The sequence below is a fragment of the Bacillus sp. AFS023182 genome (assembly GCF_002560575.1).
GTDB lineage: Bacteria > Bacillota > Bacilli > Bacillales > Bacillaceae_G > Bacillus_A > Bacillus_A arachidis.
In genome coordinates, this window is the sequence record NZ_NTRO01000069.1 from 1 (window position 1) to 18,515 (window position 18,515).

The following is an 18,515-nucleotide window of genomic DNA, read 5'->3' on the forward strand; positions in this document are numbered from 1 at the left end:
ATTTTCAGGGTTCACTTCATAAAAACAGGGAGCTTTTTATAGTCTCAAGAACATCTTAGGGGAGTTAATCAATAAAAATTCAGAGGATTTTCTGCGCGATTAAACCAATTATGAGAGATTGAATTATTATATGTAATCCATTTTAAACTGCAAAGTAAAATTATGTGGTATTTTTTTACTAAAATATGTACAAAAATGATGCAGTTTTTTACTAAAAAATTTTGACTTTTTTGAATTTTTTTAGTAAAAAGATAATAAGTCTTTATTTTTGGTAGAATGAATTCGGAGTTAGAATGGAAAAACTTTTTAGTTCGTATTATATAAGGGGGCCTTTAGATGATACATAACCAGTTAATGGAGAACTTTAAGAAAATATTTCATCAAGAGGAGTATCGTACTTTCTTTGCGCCTGGTCGGATTAATTTGATTGGAGAGCATACTGATTATAACGGAGGAAATGTGTTTCCATGTGCTATTACTTTCGGCACGTATGCGTTAGCAAGCAAGCGAGATGATGCGTTAATATGTGCCTATTCATTGAACTTCCCCGAAAAGGGTGTTATTTCATTTTCTTTACAGGATTTAGATTATAAGCAAGAACATGAGTGGGCGAATTATCCAAAAGGTATGATTCGTTATCTCATAGAAGCTGGATATAGCATTGATTCAGGAATTAACATTATGTTTTATGGAAATATTCCAAACGGTGCGGGATTGTCATCGTCTGCCTCTATTGAGCTTGTAACAGGGGTAACGATGGAAGGATTATTTCAATTCGAATTAGATCGTATAGAATTGATTAAAATTGGTAAAAAAGTAGAGAATTATTTTATCGGTGTAAATAGTGGCATTATGGATCAATTTGCTATTGGGATGGGAAAGGCAAGATATGGGATGTTATTAAATTGCCAAACAATGAATTTTACGTATGCGCCACTGCACCTGGATAACTACAATATCATTATTATGAATACAAACAAGCGGCGAGAGCTTGCTACTTCTAAATATAATGAGAGAAGAACGGAATGTGAACAGGCACTTGCAAATTTACAAGAGATAATTGATATAAGCTCCCTAGGAGAAATAACTGAAAAAATGTTTGAACAATATAAGCATGTAATTAAGGAAGAGAGCTTAAGAAAACGGGCTAAACATGTTGTGTATGAAAATTGCCGAACATTGCGATCTGTAAAAGAATTAAAAGAAAATAATATAAAAGAATTTGGAAGGCTGATGAATGAATCCCATTGTTCTTTACGTGATGATTATGAAGTGACAGGGCAAGAACTAGATACATTGGTTGAATCAGCCTGGAAACAAGAAGGGGTTATAGGAGCACGTATGACAGGTGCGGGGTTTGGTGGTTGTGCAATTGCGATCGTTGGGAAAGAATATACGGATCAATTTATTTGCAACGTTGGACAAAAGTATAAAGAAGTCATCGGTTACGAAGCGACATTTTATGTTGCTGATATTGGGGATGGGGCACGAGAGCTGCAGAGAGAGGCAATGCAATAAATGGCAGGTTATATCGGTGTTCGTGCTTGTATAGCAATTCGTAGGGCAAAGTTTAATGTAGTAGTTACAGCTAATGTGTAACTATTTTATTTTTCTTTATAGTTTAGGATGGGAATGAAAATAGTCCGAATGGATATAACGATTCAGCGGAGGGAAAGTATCATGAATGTTTATCAAGTCATTGAGCAACTTATAAAACGAGCATGTTCACTTCGGTTTATCGAAAGAGAAGATGGAATTTATATAAGAAATCAAATTCTTCACCTTCTTCATTTAGAGCGTTTTGAAAAGCAAGAAAGTAAAGCGGAAGAAAAAGAAATAACAGATTTACTAGAAGATTTAGTTCAGTATGCGAGTGAACAAGGAATTATTGATGATTCTTCTTATAAAAGAGACATATTAGCGAGTCAAATTATGAACTGCTTTATGGCAAAACCATCAACTATTAATCAATGTTTCTATCAACATTACGAGTGCCATCCAGAACATGCAACGGATTATTTTTATGAATTAAGTCGAATAAGTAACTATATTCAAACGAAGCATGTTCAGAAAAATATTAATTATAAAGCCAATACAGAGTATGGAGAACTGGACATTACGATTAATGTATCTAAACCGGAAAAAGATCCAAAAGAAATTGTAAACGAAAATCTAATACAGAATAAGGATTATCCGAAATGCTTACTTTGCATTGAAAATGAAGGATATGCGGGTAGACTTGGCCATCCGGCACGTTCTAACCATAGAATGATTCGAATGGAATTATTAGGAGAGCGCTGGTACTTACAATATTCTCCTTATGTATACTATAACGAACATTGCATTGTGCTAGCGGAAACACATCGGAATATGGAAATAAATCGTCAAGCTTTTGAAAGATTACTTTCTTTTGTGAAACGGTTCCCTCATTATTTTATTGGCTCCAATGCGGATTTACCTATTGTAGGCGGATCCATTTTATCACATGATCATTATCAAGGTGGTAAATACGAATTTGCAATGGCAAAAGCAGAAGATGATTATGTATTTCAATTAGATAGATTTCCGAAGGTTCAATGTTCAGTAGTGAAATGGCCTATGTCTGTTATTCGCTTAAAAGGTAAAAATTCTAATTTATTAGTAAACGTGGCAGCTTCCATTTTGGATAAATGGAAGCAATATAGCGATCCATCCGTTCATATTTACGCAAGTAGAGACGGTGTGCCGCATAATACGATTACACCTATTGCTCGCAAGCGAAATGAACAGTATGAGTTAGATCTTGTACTACGAAATAATCGTACAAGTAAGGAGTATCCTTTTGGTATCTTTCATCCGCATCAAGATGTACAACACATTAAGAAGGAAAACGTAGGTTTAATTGAAGTGATGGGATTGGCTGTACTTCCAGCAAGGTTGAAATTAGAGTTACAAGAGGTAGAACGATATGTATTGTATAAAGACAATTGTGTAGCAGAATATCACAAACGATGGGCAGAGCAATTGAGAGAGCGGTACAAAGTAGAAGCGAATGAAGAGAATATTCATCACATTGTTCAAAAAGAGCTAGCAGCTAAATTTTTAAGGGCATTAGAAGATGCTGGAGTTTTCAAACGAAACGATGGAGGAATAGCTGCATTTAAACGTTTTATACAAAGTTTATAGGAGCGGGCGATAGGGATATGACAGTCTTTCAAAATATATTTGGTAAAGTAAATGGAAAAGATGTGTACGCTTATACATTAAAAAATGCCCAGGGTATAGAGGTTACGTGTTTAAATTACGGTTGTGTGATTACGAAAATTATTACGCCTGATAGGAAAGGAAAGTATGAAAATATCGTTTTAGGGTTTGAAGAATTGGAAAACTACGAGAGATATTCTCCATACTTTGGAGCAGTTGTAGGAAGAGTAGCTGGTAGAATCAAAGGGGCTCAATTTGAGTTGGATGGCAACACCTATACGTTAGTAAAGAACGAGCAAGACAATCACCTTCATGGTGGTTTGAAAGGATTTAGTTATATCGTTTGGGATGCTAAAATAATAGAAAATGAGAAGGAAATCGGAATTGAATTCACTTATACTAGCCCTAACGGAGAAGAAGGATATCCAGGAACTGTACATGTAAAAGTATTCTATACATTAAATAATGCGAATGAATTTTTGATTCGTTATGAAGCACAATCGGATAAAACGACGATATTAAACGTAACGAATCATACGTATTTTAACCTAAGTGGAAATTTAAAGCGGGATGTCTTACAGCATACTTTAAAAATTGACAGTGATCAATTTCTAGAATTAAACGAGCAATTATTACCAACCGGTGAAATATTGGATGTAATAGATACGCCCTTCGATTTCCGAGCAGGAAGGCAAATAAAAGAGGGAGTATATTCTCGCTATTATCAAAATGAATTAGTAGGGAAGGGATATGATCATCCTTTTCTGTTGAATAGCAACTACGATCAGGAAATTATATTATGGGATGAAGAAAGTGGCCGCAAATTAGTCGTGGAAACAGATGAGGTTGGCGTAGTTTTGTATACAGGAAACCAATTACCAAGTGAGTTTGAAATATGTGGGGTACAATCCAAAAAGTATTTAGGACTTTGTCTAGAAACGCAAGGATTGCCTGATGCCATTCATCATTCGAATTTTCCTTCGTACATTTTAAATAAAAATCAATTATTCTCTTCCTCGACGAAATATACGTTTCGGGTTGAATAATTGAGAAGAGTAGGTGGATTAGGTATGGCAACGATTAAAGATATAGCAGAGAAGGCAGGCGTATCCATAGCTACTGTTTCTCGGGTGTTAAATAATGATGTATTACTTTCTGTCAGTGATGAAACGAAGAAGAGGATATTTGAGGCAGCAGAGGAGCTTTCTTATAAGAAGCGTACAAATCGTAAAAAAGAATTACCGAAAATTGCTTTGATCCATTGGTATACAGAGGAAGAAGAGCTTAACGATTTATATTATATGTCCATTCGTTTAGGAATAGAAAAAAGATGTGAACAGCAAGGGGTGAAAATTGTAAAACTTTTTCATAGCCAAATGGAAGAGTTGATGAAGGAAAATATTCAAGGCATGATTGCAATAGGGAAATTTAGTGAACGAGAAATAGGTTTATTTGAAATGATAACAAAAAATATTGTATTTGTAGATTATTCTCCAAATGAAGAGATTTTTGATTCGGTTGTGGTAAATTTTGAGAAGGCAACAATGAAGGTGATTGATTATTTAATAGAAAAGGAACATCAAAAGATTGGATACATAGGAGGACGGGAAACATTTAAAGATCAGACTTCCGAAATTGAAGATTCAAGGGAACGTGCCTTTATAACATATATGAAGGAAAAAGAATTATTTTATGAGAACTATATATACACGGGTCAGTTTTCAGTAAACGATGGTTATTTATTAATGAATCAGGCGATAGAAGAGCAGCAGGATCAGTTACCGACGGCTTTTTTTGTTGGAAATGACGCGATGGCAATCGGATGTCTAAGAGCACTAAATGAACATGAAATTGCTGTTCCAGAAAGAGTAAATATAATTGGTGTAAATGATATTAGTATTTCCCAGTATCTTTCTCCAGCGCTCAGTACAGTGAAAGTATATACAGGACTTATGGGAGAAACGGCAGTGGATTTATTAATGGAACGATTGTTAGGACGGAATGTAGCTAAAAAGGTAATTTTGTCAACGAAATTAAACATTAGGGAAAGTAGTTTTTAGTAAATGAATAAATGAAAAAAGAAACTTCTGCTTATTGAAACAGGGGTTTCTCTTTATGAGGTTATCTTAAAGGTTAGTGTGTAGTGTAATATGGTTTTAAGAGGATTATATTCAATATTATAGGGGATGGTTGAGTGAGCGATACAAAAATGCAAATCAAAAAGACAAAGAGAAAAGTAGCATTGGTATTATTTGCTGCGCTAGTAATAATCATTGGCTTCGGATATTGGAAATTTTTTAGTTTGCAAGGCGTTCCGAAAGGGGAATGGATTCGAACTGTGCAATCCCCAGATGGAAAGCATGCTATAAAAACTTATTTTCATAATGCTGGGTCATTAAGTGCAGATGCTGTTAGAGGAGAGCTGGTTAATCTTAGTTCCGATTCCACCAAGAATATATATTGGAACTATCCAGATACAGATCCATACATTCAATGGATGGATAAAGATAGAGTTAGAATTGGAGATCAAACTTTAGATATTTCACGGGAAGAAACGTATGATTGGCGTGAGGATGATAAGCATATTAAAAAAGAGCCGAAACAGTTTATTCAGTAAATGATATGTAGTAAGAGAAGTAGAGTATGGATGGTTATTTTAACTCTATAAATTGCTCTATTTAGTGAAAAAATTTGGATACCATAACGAAGAACATAAGAGCGGAAATCCCAAAATACGGAATGCTCATTGATTTTCGCCCTGCTTTTATTTCATTTATGCCGATAAGGATAAATGAACAACTAAAACTAAGTTGTACGTAAGGGGTGATTGCGAGGCTATTGGTAAAAAAAGAATATATACAAAGAATAAGTGTAAGCAAGAGAAAAATACGTAATCCAGTTAGCATTAAAGTCCCTCCTTTGAAAGTTCGAATTAACAGAATAAATCGAATGTAGCTAGAAATAAAGTAAGTGTTTCGGCTAATAAATAGAATGTTCCACTTGCTTTCTTTTGTTCACGTAATTCGTCAATGCTCATAGTGAAAGACACTAAGCCTAAAGCAATGAACATATAAAGCAGAATACCTCTGTTATCTGTGATAAAACTATAGATAGATAAAGCTAATGCAATGAATGCAAAGGTAACCCGAACGGTCTTTAACATATGTTCATTCCTCCGTAAGAAAATAGTTGTTACATAATATACTTTACTGCGAGGACAGCCCACACGAAAACTCCTGCCACCATACAAGTTAGGCCAGTACTTGGGTCTTTCTTTTGTATTTGTTCAATTGCGATTATAAACATTAAGGCTCCTACGAAAAATTGTGAGAGTGTAAGAAATGCATCATTCTGTGTAATGAGGCTATATAAGGATACGATAATGACAATGAAAGTAGTGAGGAGGCGGGATATACGAAGCATATTATTGATCCTCCTGTTTATTTGTTAGATAAGGATTAGCCTCTGGTTTGTCCACTGAATGTTTGTAAGAATAACCTTTATTGATTGTCAGCACAGAGAGAACCAATACGATAAGTACAATAATGACTCCAATAATTAATATTTTAATCAAATGGACCCCTCCTTTTCTCCATTTTATCACTAAACGAAACTTCGTTTTACATAATTTTGTAATTGTTGAAAACAATAGAAGTTAAAAAGGTGAAAGAAGGAGCGTTATATGGATAATAAGAAAACTTACTATATATCAGTAGGAAATGGACAGATTTCGCAGGTGAAAACGGCGGATACATATAGCTTTGAAATCCAGGCGAATGATGAGGAAATTATTGAGTTACGGGAATGCTTCGATCAGGCATATCGCGAAGATCTTGGCTCTTTTGTACGTTCACATGTTCCATATGTGGAATATCATCATGATTCAAATAATGACCGGTATGATGCTGAGCTGCAGAAAGCATATAAGATGATTTATGATTTAGGGAATCATGAAACGAAGGAATTAGTCGCACAAATGGGAATAATCAATGGATTATAGTTGGATAACATTATGCATATGAATACGAATTGTGCTACAATTTGTGGTAGGAAAATCTTGTAACCATCTATAGGGGAGTAATGGCATGTACAAATTTAAAGATTATTACCACAATACTGTACAATTATCGTTTGAACGTTACCCATTTTCTCCTGAGCCAAAGCATGTTTGGGTTGTATGCCGGTACGGGGATCAATGGTTATTAACGCATCATTTGCGCCGCGGTCTTGAATTTCCAGGTGGTAAGGTAGAACTCGGGGAAACACCGGAAGAAGCGGCAGTTCGAGAGGTTCATGAAGAAACTGGCGGGATTGTTTCTGATTTAACTTACTTAGGACAATACAAAGTATCTGGAAAAGACAAAATAATCATTAAAAACATTTATTTTGCAACAATTAGCGCAGTAGAAGAACATACGCACTATGAAGAGACAAAAGGGTCTGTTCTATTAAAAGAAATCCCTGATAACATTAAAAGTGATAGGAAATTTAGCTTTATTATGCGCGATGATGTATTAGCGCGTACGATGAAACATATAGAAGAACTCGGCTGTTTTACGAAGTAAAGGAGCCGAGTTCTTTTTTATACAAAAGATAGTATTTCAAGCAAATCTCGAACTGTACGAGAATGTTCAAAATCCTTCCAAAATGAATCCTTCTTCCAAACCGCAGTCATCCCAGCCTTCTCAGCTCCCATGACATCATTTTCAGGATGATCTCCAACATAGATGCATTCTTCTGCCTGAACGTTTAATTGTTTGAGAGCACGCTCAAAAATAGCTGGATGAGGTTTCTTAATGCCTTCTGCTTCTGAAACAAGAATTGTATTTGTATACGTATGTAGCTGCAAGGCACGAAGGTTATTCATTTGGAATTCGGTAAAGCCATTCGTAATAATTCCAATTGCGATATTCTGATTTTGTAATTGTTGTAGCAATTCGTGCATATTTGGAAATGGAATACAGTGGTTTGTGAATTCTGTGACGTAGTCGTGTAAAAGTTGTTCAACTGTTAGAGTCGTAATGTTATATTCTTTGAGCAAGATGGCATAGACTTTATCTTTCCAAGTGTAGCCGTTATTATCAAGTTGGACAAAGCGAGTACAATACTCATTTTTTTCTATTTCAGTAAAGTGCGCTGCGTAACGACTATATTGGTCGCCAATAAAACTTTCCAAAGATTGACGTCGATCTAATAATGTCCCGTCTAAATCAAATAATACAGCACGTATCATAATACATTCCTCCTTCTTAAAGTAAAAAGCCCACTTAAAATAATTATCGCATATTTTCAAAAAAATGATTATCCCACTATTTGCAGGCGGTAATACTCCCAATTTAAAATGTAAATAGAAATGAGGAAATTAGGGGGAAGAAAAGGTTCACCTACTGATTAAATTTTCACTGTATAATATCTTTGTAGAATGGAATAATGGAGGGTTATATGGAGAGATATTATGGTAAGATATTCCTTTTTATTTTAGCGATTTGTTTTACGGTAAGTTGCAATAAATCGGTGAATGTTGCCGAAAAGAAAGAAATATGTAAAACAGAAGAAGAGTGTACGAAGATTGGGGATGGTATGATTCAAAAAGTATATAAGAAGATGGAAAATCTGTCTCAGCTAGAAGTACCGGGGGAATTTGAAGAAGGTGCAGAAGTAATTAAGGAAGCGCAGCAAAAGAAGAATGATGATGAAAATTATTTCTTTTTAGCATCTTACTATATTGATAATGAAGATATTATAGATCCTTATTTTGAAAAACTAGATAAGAAACGTTTAAATAAAGTGTTTGCGGATGATAAAGAAGCAAAAGAAGAAGTCATCGCCCAGCATGAGGATATGGATTATCATGATACATTATGGGAAATGTATCGTACACTGATCCCTGCTAAATATAGAGAGAGTATAAAAGAATTTGATATTGTGACAGATGGATATGATGGAGTTGTTGCACATGTGGCTCCTAGTATGGAAAATCAGAAAGAGTGGGTGTTAAGTTTAGATACACTTGATTCCGGCATAAATATAGATGAAGTGATGAAAACGTTAATTCATGAAACAGCTCACGTATTAACATTAAATGATACGCAAATTCCAGTAGATAAAAAGTATATAAAAGCATTTGAAGAGGATAAAGATATTTCATCGTATAAAGCCAAATGTGAAAATCTTTTCTTACAAGAAGGTTGTACGAAAGAGAATTCTTATATCAATAAGTTTTATGAATCGTTTTGGAAGCAAATTGAAAATGAATGGAAAGAAAAAGAAATTGAAACAAACTTAGAAGCACAAATCCAATTTTTTAAAGATAAACAGGATCAATTTGTTTCAGAATATAGCACAACAAATGTAGCAGAAGACATTGCTGATACATTTACTGCATTCATTTTACAAGATTCAAAGAAAGTGAAGGAAGGTACAGAGATGAAGTATAAAAAAATTGCTTTCTTCTATCAATTCCCTGAGCTTGTAAAAATGCGTACTGAAGTGTTATCTGGCCTATATGAAATTTCAAAGGAAGTATAAACGAAAGAAGCTGACCTCGGCATGTTGCCTTGAATCAGCTTCTTTTTCTTTTCCCTACAAGTAATTTTTCAAGTCCTTCCACAAATACATACATAAGAGTCGCGAGGATACATGTCAGTAACACACTCAGCAGTACAAGTGTAAAGTTAAACACTTGGAAGCCATAGCTAATTAAATAACCGAGGCCTTGTTTGGAAACGAGAAGTTCACCGAAAATTACACCAACCCACGATAATCCAACGTTTACTTTTAAAGTTGAAATGATAGATGGAAAGGAAGACGGTAAAATAACTTGTTGATAGGTTTGCCATTTATTTGCGCCAAACGTATCCATTACTTTTATATAATTCGAATCAACTTCTTCAAATGCACTGTAAATAACAAGAATGGTGATGATGATGGAAATAATGACTCCCATTGCGATTGAAGAAGAAAGATTTGGGCCGAAAATAACGATAATAATTGGACCAAGTGCTACTTTTGGCATCGCATTTAACACGACAAGGTATGGGTCTAATACACGTGCTAGAAGTGGTATCCACCAAAGGAGTGTGGCGATAATTGTTCCGAGCACCGTGCCGAGAATAAAGCCGATACTTGTTTCTAAGAGTGTCGTCCATATGTGAATCCAAAGTGAGCCATCTCCCCATTTACTTAAAAATAACTCCCAAATACTTGAAGGAGAGCTGAACAGTAAGGGGTCAATCCATTCTTTCTTACTAGAAATTTCCCATAATGTAAGAAAGAGTACGAGCAGTAGTAATTGTAAAAAGGCAGCAGTCCAGGTACGCTGACGTTCTTTTTTTCGAAACTGTTCGTGTAATTGTTTAATATTATCCAAGACGTTCCAGCTCCTTCCATATGTCTTGAAAAAGGGCCGGAAAATCGGAATGGTACCTTGCCTCAAGTGGTGGTAGAGAGCGAATGCTTTCTGGTACGGTAAATGTTTTAGCAATTTTCCCAGGGTTTGCTTGAAGCAAGTAAATGCGATCACTCATTGCAATTGCTTCTTCAATATCATGTGTGACGAGAAGAGAAGTTTTCTTATACTTGTGTAATAAAGAAAATACGAGCTCCTCTAATTTTAATTTTGTTTGATAATCAAGAGCTGAAAAGGGCTCATCAAGCAAAAGGATTTTCGGATTTGTCGCAAGTGTACGAACGAGTGCGGCTCTTTGACGCATACCACCGGATAATTCCGAAGGATATTGCTTTTCGACGCCTTCGAGGCCAACTTGCTTTAAAAGTTGTAATGTATGCTCCTTTGTTTCCGTTCCGTATGTTTTTGTAATATGCAGTCCAAGCATTATATTTTCTTCAATCGTTTTCCAAGGGAATAAGTAATCTTGCTGAAGCATATATCCCATTGAATCTGTTGATTTTATTACTGGTTTATCATCAAAAGAGACAAAACCTTGGATTGGTTGAAGTAGTCCTGCAATAATAGAAAGGAGTGTTGTTTTGCCGCAGCCACTTGGGCCGAGAAAGGATATAAATTCCCCTTCTTCTACGTGTAAGCTAATATCTTCAAGGATAAGCCGAGCTTTTTCTTTTGAAAAAAAGCATTGGGAAACATGAGATATTTGTAAGAAACTCATCGTATTCGCCCCTACTTCTTAATAACGCTTTCGGCAATTTTTGTATTGACGAGCGCCTCATGTGGAACCTCTTTTTGTAATTCCCCAGCCTCTTTCATAATGACTTGAAGTTGCTTCCATTCTTCCGCATCTAATAATGGATTCGTTGCGTAGGAATGTTGCTTTTTGTAACGTTCAATGACCTTCAGCGTAATGTCTTGTGAAGTATCTTTGAAAAGAGGTGTAACAGTTTTTGCGATTTCTTCTGGGCTATGTGTATCTACCCATTGCTGTGCTTTATATAATGCACGTGTGAATTTCTCCGCAGCTACTTTATCTTTCTTTAAAAAGCTTTCCTTTGCCATAAATGTTGTGTAAGGAACAGTTCCGGATTCAGTACCGAAAGAAGCGACGATATAGCCCTTTCCTTCTTTTTCTAAAATACTTGCAGTTGGTTCAAAGAGCTGCACAAATTCACCTGTACCAGACGCGAAGGCATTTGCAATATTGGCAAACTCAACATTTTGAATTAAATTTGTATCTTTGTGCGGATCAATACCATTTTTCTTTAAAACGTATTCCCCAACCATTTGCGGCATACCGCCTTTACGTTGACCAAGGAACGTAACACCCTTTACATCGTTCCAATTAAAGGAGCCTAACTTTTTACGTGAAACTAAAAATGTACCATCAGTTTGCGTGAGCTGTGCAAAGTTAATAACTGGATCTTTTGCCCCTTGCTGGTGAACATAAATGGATGTTTCAGAGCCCACAAGTGCAATATCAATTCCGCCAGATAATAAGGCTGTCATTGTTTTATCGCCACCAGCTGTCGTTTGCAGGTCAATATCTAATCCTTCTTCTTTAAAAAATCCTTTTTCAATGCCAACATATAGCGGTGCATAGAAGAGAGAGTGTGTAACTTCACCAATGCGAATCTTTTTTGTCTGCTGCTTCGCGTCATCCTTTTTATTACACGCTACAAACGTAAAAACAGTAAGTACAAATATACAAAAAACAGCTATGAATTTTTTCAAAATATGACACCTCCTAGAAATGAATCTACTGCCATAATATGTAGGTAAGTGCCTAGATGTGAGTGGACATAGAAGGAATTTTTTGGATGGTAAAGAAGTACAAATATAAGGGGTGATAAAATGAAGTATGAATATGATGATAGCATGCATTTACATCTTGATTATTTCGGAGAAGAGTACGATATGGAATCGATTGCTTATAAAAGAAAACATGAAGATGTGTGGGATGTCTTTTTCAACTTTTCATTTTATGGGATTTCGCCAAGCAAGATGCAAGAAAATGCGTATATGGATGAGTATGCAGGTTATCGCGTTTTTTCCGTACATGCCAATGATTTAAGCTGGGAATTTGGCAGTGCGAAGTTTGAAGAATGGCTTTTGGGGCACGGTATATTGGAAAAAGCTGTACAGAAATAGGATGGTTGATTTTTTTGTTTTGTTATTTATATTTGTAGCGGGTTTTATGATTTTGCAGGTTCTTGTTTATCGATTTGCAAAGAAAAATATTCATAAATATAAAAGAATAAAGCTCGTTTATATGTGGCTGGATATGCATGTGAAGAAGGGTCCTACATTAGATTTTGGTGATTATACACTTATATTGGTTATATGCATTCTATGGGGGATTTGGTAGAGTCTAGCGTGTCGGTTAATACAAAAAGAGGTTATCCTAAAAGTAGTTTTTTAGGATAACCTCTTTTTATATATCCACTTTGATTTTTCAGCTACAAGTTACGGCCTCTGAAACAAAAGCGAATTCCCCCTCGTTTTCTCCCTCTGTTTTTATGGCATGAGGCAAGCCCATTTCTATCTATGAGCAGACGCTCTCTTTCACCCTAAAAAGGATTTATGCAGGTTTTTTAATTTGTATATTTGAATTTTTATTTATTTATAAAAGAAAGTTTATGCATGAAACTATTTTATGTAGTTAGATAACATGTTAAAATTCTAATTACTGTGCATGCAATTATAAACAGTGAGAGTGTTTGTAATTTGGTTCTGTAATATTTTGACTAGGTTTATATGTTTTTAGAGGATTGATAGCGCTTTATATTACTGTTGTTATTGACGGAATTTTTAGATAAATATAGGGAGGTGACTGTGAATGCCTAAACCATTACAGAAAAATAGTCGCTATATGGTTGGATTGGACAGTCTAAGAGGTCTAGCCATACTAGGTGTTATTTTATATCATATCAATTTTAATTGGATGCCTGGGGGGTTCCTAGGGGTTACTGTATTCTTTGTATTGTCGGGTTATTTAATTACGGATATTCTCGCTATAGAATGGAAGAGAAATAAGAGAATTGACTTGAAGAATTTCTGGTTGCGTAGGGCAAGAAGATTGCTTCCAGGAATGTTTGTCATGCTTGTAGTTGTTTTAGCATGGATTACAATTTTTCATAGCTCTTTGCTAGGAAAGATGCGAGGAGATTCACTAGCAGCTTTATTATACTTCAGTAACTGGTGGTATATTTATCACAAATTATCATACTTTGATAGTTTTAACCAACTGTCCCCGTTGAATCATTTTTGGTCGTTAGCAGTTGAAGAACAGTTCTATGTAGTCTGGCCATTTATTATTAGCCTGGCATTTCGTTACATAAAACAGAAATCACGTATCATTTTATTTATTGTTTTAGGGGCAGCTGCTTCTGCATTAGCGATGGCTATTCTGTATGAACCAGGAGTTGATCCAAGCAGAATTTATTACGGTACTGATACGAGGGCTTTCTCCTTATTAATTGGAGCGGCACTTGCTTTAATTTGGCCAAGCAGTAGACTTGCGAATAAAATTATTCCAAAGGCACGTCTTATTCTTGATGTAGTTGGAGGAATTGCTCTTATCGTCATCCTCGTTATGTTTTGGAAAACGAATCAATATGATCCGTTTTTATATCAAGGAGGAATGGTCCTTTTATCAATCGCTACAGCATTGCTAGTAGCGAACCTTGCTCATCCAGCTAGCCGAATCGCTCTATTTTTAAGGTTTAGACCATTACGCTGGATGGGTGTACGATCGTATGGGATATATCTTTGGCATTATCCGATTATCGCATTGACGACTCCGAAGGTACATGCTGGAGAGTTTTCACTTACAAGAGCAATTCTTCAATTTGTACTTATTATAGTTGTGGCACAAATTTCATGGAAGTTTATTGAAAATCCAATCAGACAAGGGGCACTCCGGAACATTCGATCTAAGAACTGGAAAATAAGAAACTTAGCATTAAGTGGTAAGTTAGCTATAGTAGGTGCATTATTAATTTCTTCGATAGCTGTTTTTGGATTATCAACAGCTAGTAAAGCAAAGGAGAATTCTCAAAAAGATAAGGTAGAGTCGGTACAAGCGGAACCGGCGAAACACCCAGTTGCAGTTCAGGAAAAATCAGCTGAGGAGCCGCCTCAAAATAAAGAACAACAAGAAGCTAATACGCCGCCTAAAGATCCTCTAACAGTTACAGCTGTAGGTGATTCCATTATGATTGATATCGCTCCGTATTTGAAAAATGCATTTCCTAATATTGTAATTGATGCGAAGGTTGGTCGACAGTTGTCTAAAGCAATTCCTGTTGTAGAACAGCTAAAAAATCAGGGGAATTTAGGAAATCATGTTATCGTTGGATTAGGTACAAATGGAGCGTTTACTAAGGATCAATTAGTATCATTAGTACAATTGATTGGGAATGAACGTAAAATTGTATTAATCAATACGAGGGTACCACGTCCATGGGAATCATTAGTGAATGAGAAATTAAAAGAGGTAGCATCTGAGTATAAAAATGTGACGTTAGTCGATTGGTATACAGCAAGTGCTGGAAATAAGGCATATTTTGAACCAGATGGTGTACATTTAACGAAAGCAGGTGCAGAAGCATATGCTGCGCTTGTAGCAAAAGCGGTGAATCAATAATTTGATTTGCATCACATTTTGACATAACTTCAAAGTGTGATGCAATAGATTGATTGAAAACAAAAGAGAACTTGTAGAGATGCTACAAGTTCTCTTTTGACTTATATTTCATAACGGGGTAATCAGACAAAATAGCTCAAACACAAAGAACCGGGGAGTTCTCTTTACAGTTAACCTGACAAGTTCAGTATATAACACATAATAACGTTTTTAAGTACATATTATTGAAAATTATGTGAATTATCAAATTCGTGAATTAGGTTAAAATTTTCTGCATTATTAGATATTATTTTGGTCAAACACTACTATCATTTATTATAATAAATATTGATAATAATATAGTGAAAGTATATGGGATTTGGGGAAGTGTTAAAGTGAAAGAAAACTTTATCTCATTTCAAGAAGAAAAGAAAAATGCTCGACTCTTTTTATGGGTATTGAATATTGTATGGGGTATATATGAAACAGCTTATTCTGTTATGCTAGGAGATTCTGAACTACTAATAAGATTAAAGGTTCAAGTTCCAACGCTTTTGTATGGAGCTTGCTTAATAGCATACAGTATGTATCTAGTAAACAAGGAACAGTCATATCGTATTAAGTATATATATTTATTAGCTTATATGCTTTCGGAGATTTTCAATTTGTACTGGTATGCAACTCACAATAAAGTAGCATTTGATGGTGGGAATATACTTGAATTTGTTTTTATTTTATTTGTGCCAATTTTTATGAGTAAACGGTACTTGAAGTGGTTATTTTTAGTTATTATGGGTAAATATAGTGCACTTTTGATCCTGGGGAAAAAAACAGCATTTATGCAGTTGGTTATGTATAGTCTCTTATTATTTGTAGCCTATCTCCTATTGAATCGATTTTTACAGTACCTTTCTACTGTAAACAGTGTGATGATAGAAAAACGAGAGTCCGAAAAGCTCGCGGTTATTGGGAAAATGGCAGCGTCTGTTGGACATGAAATTAAAAATCCACTTTCCTCATTAAAAGGATTTACACAATTGCAGAAAGAGAAATATGCGGATGATAAGGTGTATGAACATATGATTGATGAGATTGAACACATAAATAATATGATAAGTGAACTGATGGCGATGGCAACTTGTAAGCCTTCTACATATAGTAGTCATTTAATAGAAGAAATTGTATCAAAAGCGATGAAAGAAATGAGTGCAGAAATAAACAAAAAACAGCTGTATCTCACTTATGATGTTGCACCTGATCAAATAAAAATAGAGTGTGATAATCGTAAATTAAAAGGAGTATTTCTATATATAATAAAGAATGCGATTGAAGCGATGGGACATGGGGGAACACTTTGGATAGATATAAAGAAGCGAAACAAGGATGATGTAATAGTAAGTATTGTAGATAATGGGTGTGGCATAGAGGAGGAAGATTTAAATCGTATAACAGAGGCCTTCTATACAACAAAAAAAGATGGCATAGGTTTAGGGCTTACTGTTGCTTGCAAAATTATTGAAGAACATAATGGGGAAATACATATTACGAGTAAAAGAAATGTAGGAACGAAAGTAGACATTATTTTACCTATATAAGAATAAGTTGGAAAATCGACATATAATCTTTCCAAGGAGAGAAAACGAGTACAGGCCATCTTCTGTTCTTTATAGCAGAGACTTATATGTTAAAAAATCAAAATAGATTTATATAGAAGGAAAGATTTGTGAAGTATGTGTATTGTGAATAGAGGAGTTACTACATGGACAGTATTGATAGATTAACAAGGGAACAGGTTCGAACGTTAAGGCTGTTTTTAAGTTTATTCATTGCTACTTTTTTTATTTATGATGTTGCATCTTATTATATTATGCCGAAGCTAGAAGGCGTAAATGAGGCCCCAATTGTAGAACAAGGTTTAGGGGTATGGTTGTATATTCTTACGGCTATATTGGTGCTTGTAGGAATATATGTGATGAGGCGAAAGAATCCATATGCTGTGAAATATATTATTTTCATAGGATATAATACATTAGATTTTATTCATAATTTTATCATTTACTATGGAACAGATTTAGAGTTTGATGCAGGAAATATAGTGGAAGGATTTTTCTTTCTTTTTGCACCATTCTTTTTGAACAAGCGCTATTTTTGGTTAGTAGCAGGAGGAACAATAGTAAAGTATGCCTTAATGGGAGTGGTTGTACATTCTTTTATTGTTCTCGTTCCTATCGTCCTTTGTAGCTTGTTTTCGATTATAGGATGGGTTATTTTATTGAGATTCCAAGCTTATATACGCACAATTGAAATGACACATAAGGAATTGCAACAGTCGGAGAAGATGGCTGTAATTGGCAGGATGGCAACAGTTATCGGTTTTAAAATGCGTAATCCATTAATGCTTTTGAAAAGCTTTATTAGAGGGCAACACGAAAAGTATCCTGATGATAAAGTATATTGTGATATTATGGAGCAAGAAATTGAAAGAATCGATACAATTGCCACCGAACTTGTGGAGCTTGGGAATTCTAGGCCGATGGAATACAAGAATCATGATATAAAGGATATTCTTTCATACGTGGTAAGAATTATGGGACAGCCTGCTTCGGAACGAGGAATTAAAATACATACCATTTATAAAGGTGAATTGCCAAGTATAATATGTAATGAAAAACGTTTAAAACAGGTGTTTTTAAATGTAATAAAAAATGCGATTGAATCCATGCAAGATGGTGGAATAATTATCATTGAAGTTACATTAAAAGATGCAATGGTAATTCGAATCAAGGATGAGGGATGCGGCATACCGAAAGATAAAATTCCTAAACTGAGCGAAGCTTTTTATACAACGAAAGATGAAGGAACTGGTTTAGGATTAATGGTTACATATAAGATTATTGAAGAACATCAGGGCAAGTTACAGTTTGAGAGTGAAGTGGGAGTTGGAACTACGGTTGAGATTGTGCTTCCAATTTCGCAATAAAATAAAAAGAGAAAATCCGTTCAATAAACGAATTTTCTCTTTTTTGATGTAATAAGTTTTACATATTATTTGGGTTCTAGTAGCCCTTAACTTTTCAAGTTAGCGATTTGCATGAAGAAGGATTACTAACAGATTGCCTTAGGATTATATCATATAAAGATATGAAGGAATGATATGCAATATTTCATATTATAGCTTAGGCTAATATAGCCTATTGATAGGTAGATGTTTACATGAATACTCCCCCACTTAACTTCGTTTGAAGTAGGGGTACTCTTTCAGCAAAATCTGATAGAAAAAGGAAGTGATTATTTTTT

At 35.0% G+C, this 18,515-nt stretch carries 20 protein-coding genes; 13 read left to right on the plus strand and 7 right to left on the minus strand.

Features of this window, described 5'->3' with window-relative positions:
- Positions 1–336: 336 nt before the first annotated feature.
- The 5 genes from CN288_RS23220 to CN288_RS23240 all read left to right on the plus strand — a co-directional run bounded on the left by CN288_RS23220 (position 337) and on the right by CN288_RS23240 (position 5,800).
- Positions 337–1,518 (plus strand): galactokinase, encoded by a 1,182-nt coding sequence (locus CN288_RS23220; RefSeq protein ID WP_098303200.1) that lies wholly within the window; start codon positions 337–339, stop codon positions 1,516–1,518.
- A gap of 162 nt (positions 1,519–1,680) precedes the next feature.
- Positions 1,681–3,165 (plus strand): UDP-glucose--hexose-1-phosphate uridylyltransferase, encoded by a 1,485-nt coding sequence (gene galT / locus CN288_RS23225; protein WP_176527724.1) that lies wholly within the window; start codon positions 1,681–1,683, stop codon positions 3,163–3,165.
- A gap of 17 nt (positions 3,166–3,182) precedes the next feature.
- Complete coding sequence (locus tag CN288_RS23230) at positions 3,183–4,229, plus strand: aldose epimerase family protein (RefSeq protein WP_098303202.1); 1,047 nt, start codon at positions 3,183–3,185, stop codon at positions 4,227–4,229.
- Positions 4,230–4,253: 24 nt separating this feature from the next.
- Positions 4,254–5,243 carry a LacI family DNA-binding transcriptional regulator gene (locus CN288_RS23235; RefSeq protein ID WP_098303203.1) on the plus strand — a complete coding sequence of 330 codons (990 nt, stop codon included), beginning with the start codon at positions 4,254–4,256 and terminating at the stop codon, positions 5,241–5,243.
- A gap of 149 nt (positions 5,244–5,392) precedes the next feature.
- The gene (locus CN288_RS23240; protein ID WP_090688326.1) at positions 5,393–5,800 is read left to right on the plus strand and encodes a DUF5412 domain-containing protein; all 408 of its coding nucleotides are present in this window, start codon (positions 5,393–5,395) and stop codon (positions 5,798–5,800) included.
- A gap of 315 nt (positions 5,801–6,115) precedes the next feature.
- On the opposite strand, the gene CN288_RS23250 is transcribed toward CN288_RS23240, so the two are convergent.
- From CN288_RS23250 to ytzI, 3 genes are read right to left on the minus strand one after another with little or no spacing between them, the layout of a single operon-like run.
- On the minus strand, positions 6,116–6,346 hold the full coding sequence (locus tag CN288_RS23250) for a DUF3953 domain-containing protein (RefSeq protein ID WP_090688123.1): 231 nt from the start codon (positions 6,344–6,346) through the stop codon (positions 6,116–6,118).
- Between the two features lie 29 nt (positions 6,347–6,375).
- Entirely contained in the window at positions 6,376–6,606 is a 231-nt protein-coding gene (locus CN288_RS23255) for a DUF3953 domain-containing protein (RefSeq protein WP_026593823.1), read from the minus strand.
- Position 6,607: 1 nt separating this feature from the next.
- Positions 6,608–6,757, minus strand: a complete 150-nt coding sequence (gene ytzI / locus CN288_RS23260; protein ID WP_026593822.1) for a YtzI protein — start codon at positions 6,755–6,757, stop codon at positions 6,608–6,610.
- 108 nt (positions 6,758–6,865) lie between these two features.
- Between ytzI and CN288_RS23265 the strand changes: the two genes are divergently transcribed.
- Together CN288_RS23265 and mutTA are read left to right on the plus strand one after the other, a co-directional pair.
- A complete protein-coding gene (locus CN288_RS23265) occupies positions 6,866–7,183 on the plus strand; it encodes a hypothetical protein (RefSeq protein ID WP_026593821.1) in 318 nt (105 codons plus the stop codon).
- Positions 7,184–7,268: 85 nt separating this feature from the next.
- Complete coding sequence (gene mutTA / locus CN288_RS23270) at positions 7,269–7,748, plus strand: antimutator 8-oxo-(dGTP/GTP)ase (protein ID WP_026593820.1); 480 nt, start codon at positions 7,269–7,271, stop codon at positions 7,746–7,748.
- Positions 7,749–7,765: 17 nt separating this feature from the next.
- Here the strand turns inward: mutTA and CN288_RS23275 are convergent, their stop codons facing one another.
- Positions 7,766–8,416 carry an HAD family hydrolase gene (locus CN288_RS23275; protein WP_026593819.1) on the minus strand — a complete coding sequence of 217 codons (651 nt, stop codon included), beginning with the start codon at positions 8,414–8,416 and terminating at the stop codon, positions 7,766–7,768.
- 209 nt (positions 8,417–8,625) lie between these two features.
- Between CN288_RS23275 and CN288_RS23280 the strand changes: the two genes are divergently transcribed.
- A complete protein-coding gene (locus CN288_RS23280; protein WP_098303204.1) occupies positions 8,626–9,711 on the plus strand; it encodes a hypothetical protein in 1,086 nt (361 codons plus the stop codon).
- Positions 9,712–9,745: 34 nt separating this feature from the next.
- Here the strand turns inward: CN288_RS23280 and CN288_RS23285 are convergent, their stop codons facing one another.
- From CN288_RS23285 to CN288_RS23295, 3 genes are read right to left on the minus strand one after another with little or no spacing between them, the layout of a single operon-like run.
- The gene (locus CN288_RS23285; RefSeq protein ID WP_026593817.1) at positions 9,746–10,552 is read right to left on the minus strand and encodes an ABC transporter permease; all 807 of its coding nucleotides are present in this window, start codon (positions 10,550–10,552) and stop codon (positions 9,746–9,748) included.
- Entirely contained in the window at positions 10,545–11,309 is a 765-nt protein-coding gene (locus tag CN288_RS23290) for an ABC transporter ATP-binding protein (protein ID WP_026593816.1), read from the minus strand. The genes CN288_RS23285 and CN288_RS23290 overlap by 8 nt, the downstream gene beginning before the upstream one ends.
- Before the next feature lie 11 nt (positions 11,310–11,320).
- Entirely contained in the window at positions 11,321–12,325 is a 1,005-nt protein-coding gene (locus tag CN288_RS23295) for an ABC transporter substrate-binding protein (protein WP_026593815.1), read from the minus strand.
- A 120-nt stretch (positions 12,326–12,445) separates the two neighbouring features.
- Here CN288_RS23295 and CN288_RS23300 point away from each other — a divergent pair, with 120 nt between their 5' ends.
- The 5 genes from CN288_RS23300 to CN288_RS23320 all read left to right on the plus strand — a co-directional run bounded on the left by CN288_RS23300 (position 12,446) and on the right by CN288_RS23320 (position 18,198).
- A complete protein-coding gene (locus CN288_RS23300; RefSeq protein WP_026593814.1) occupies positions 12,446–12,742 on the plus strand; it encodes a DUF3986 family protein in 297 nt (98 codons plus the stop codon).
- A 1-nt stretch (position 12,743) separates the two neighbouring features.
- Complete coding sequence (locus tag CN288_RS23305) at positions 12,744–12,959, plus strand: hypothetical protein (protein WP_090688112.1); 216 nt, start codon at positions 12,744–12,746, stop codon at positions 12,957–12,959.
- Positions 12,960–13,430: 471 nt separating this feature from the next.
- Entirely contained in the window at positions 13,431–15,239 is a 1,809-nt protein-coding gene (locus CN288_RS23310) for an acyltransferase family protein (RefSeq protein ID WP_098303205.1), read from the plus strand.
- A 374-nt stretch (positions 15,240–15,613) separates the two neighbouring features.
- Positions 15,614–16,813, plus strand: coding sequence for an ATP-binding protein (locus CN288_RS23315; protein WP_098303206.1), 1,200 nt, complete (start codon positions 15,614–15,616; stop codon positions 16,811–16,813).
- Between the two features lie 164 nt (positions 16,814–16,977).
- Positions 16,978–18,198 (plus strand): ATP-binding protein, encoded by a 1,221-nt coding sequence (locus CN288_RS23320; protein WP_098303207.1) that lies wholly within the window; start codon positions 16,978–16,980, stop codon positions 18,196–18,198.
- Positions 18,199–18,515: the final 317 nt, after the last annotated feature.

Bases quoted from the DNA above. Each gene is read 5' to 3' on its own strand.
- CN288_RS23220 (WP_098303200.1), top strand. From the start codon at position 337: ATGATACATAACCAGTTAATGGAGAACTTTAAGAAAATATTTCATCAA.
- galT (WP_176527724.1), top strand. From the start codon at position 1,681: ATGAATGTTTATCAAGTCATTGAGCAACTTATAAAACGAGCATGTTCA.
- CN288_RS23230 (WP_098303202.1), top strand. From the start codon at position 3,183: ATGACAGTCTTTCAAAATATATTTGGTAAAGTAAATGGAAAAGATGTG.
- CN288_RS23235 (WP_098303203.1), top strand. From the start codon at position 4,254: ATGGCAACGATTAAAGATATAGCAGAGAAGGCAGGCGTATCCATAGCT.
- CN288_RS23240 (WP_090688326.1), top strand. From the start codon at position 5,393: ATGCAAATCAAAAAGACAAAGAGAAAAGTAGCATTGGTATTATTTGCT.
- CN288_RS23250 (WP_090688123.1), bottom strand. From the start codon at position 6,346: ATGTTAAAGACCGTTCGGGTTACCTTTGCATTCATTGCATTAGCTTTA.
- CN288_RS23255 (WP_026593823.1), bottom strand. From the start codon at position 6,606: ATGCTTCGTATATCCCGCCTCCTCACTACTTTCATTGTCATTATCGTA.
- CN288_RS23265 (WP_026593821.1), top strand. From the start codon at position 6,866: ATGGATAATAAGAAAACTTACTATATATCAGTAGGAAATGGACAGATT.
- mutTA (WP_026593820.1), top strand. From the start codon at position 7,269: ATGTACAAATTTAAAGATTATTACCACAATACTGTACAATTATCGTTT.
- CN288_RS23275 (WP_026593819.1), bottom strand. From the start codon at position 8,416: ATGATACGTGCTGTATTATTTGATTTAGACGGGACATTATTAGATCGA.
- CN288_RS23280 (WP_098303204.1), top strand. From the start codon at position 8,626: ATGGAGAGATATTATGGTAAGATATTCCTTTTTATTTTAGCGATTTGT.
- CN288_RS23290 (WP_026593816.1), bottom strand. From the start codon at position 11,309: ATGAGTTTCTTACAAATATCTCATGTTTCCCAATGCTTTTTTTCAAAA.
- CN288_RS23300 (WP_026593814.1), top strand. From the start codon at position 12,446: ATGAAGTATGAATATGATGATAGCATGCATTTACATCTTGATTATTTC.
- CN288_RS23305 (WP_090688112.1), top strand. From the start codon at position 12,744: ATGGTTGATTTTTTTGTTTTGTTATTTATATTTGTAGCGGGTTTTATG.
- CN288_RS23310 (WP_098303205.1), top strand. From the start codon at position 13,431: ATGCCTAAACCATTACAGAAAAATAGTCGCTATATGGTTGGATTGGAC.
- CN288_RS23320 (WP_098303207.1), top strand. From the start codon at position 16,978: ATGGACAGTATTGATAGATTAACAAGGGAACAGGTTCGAACGTTAAGG.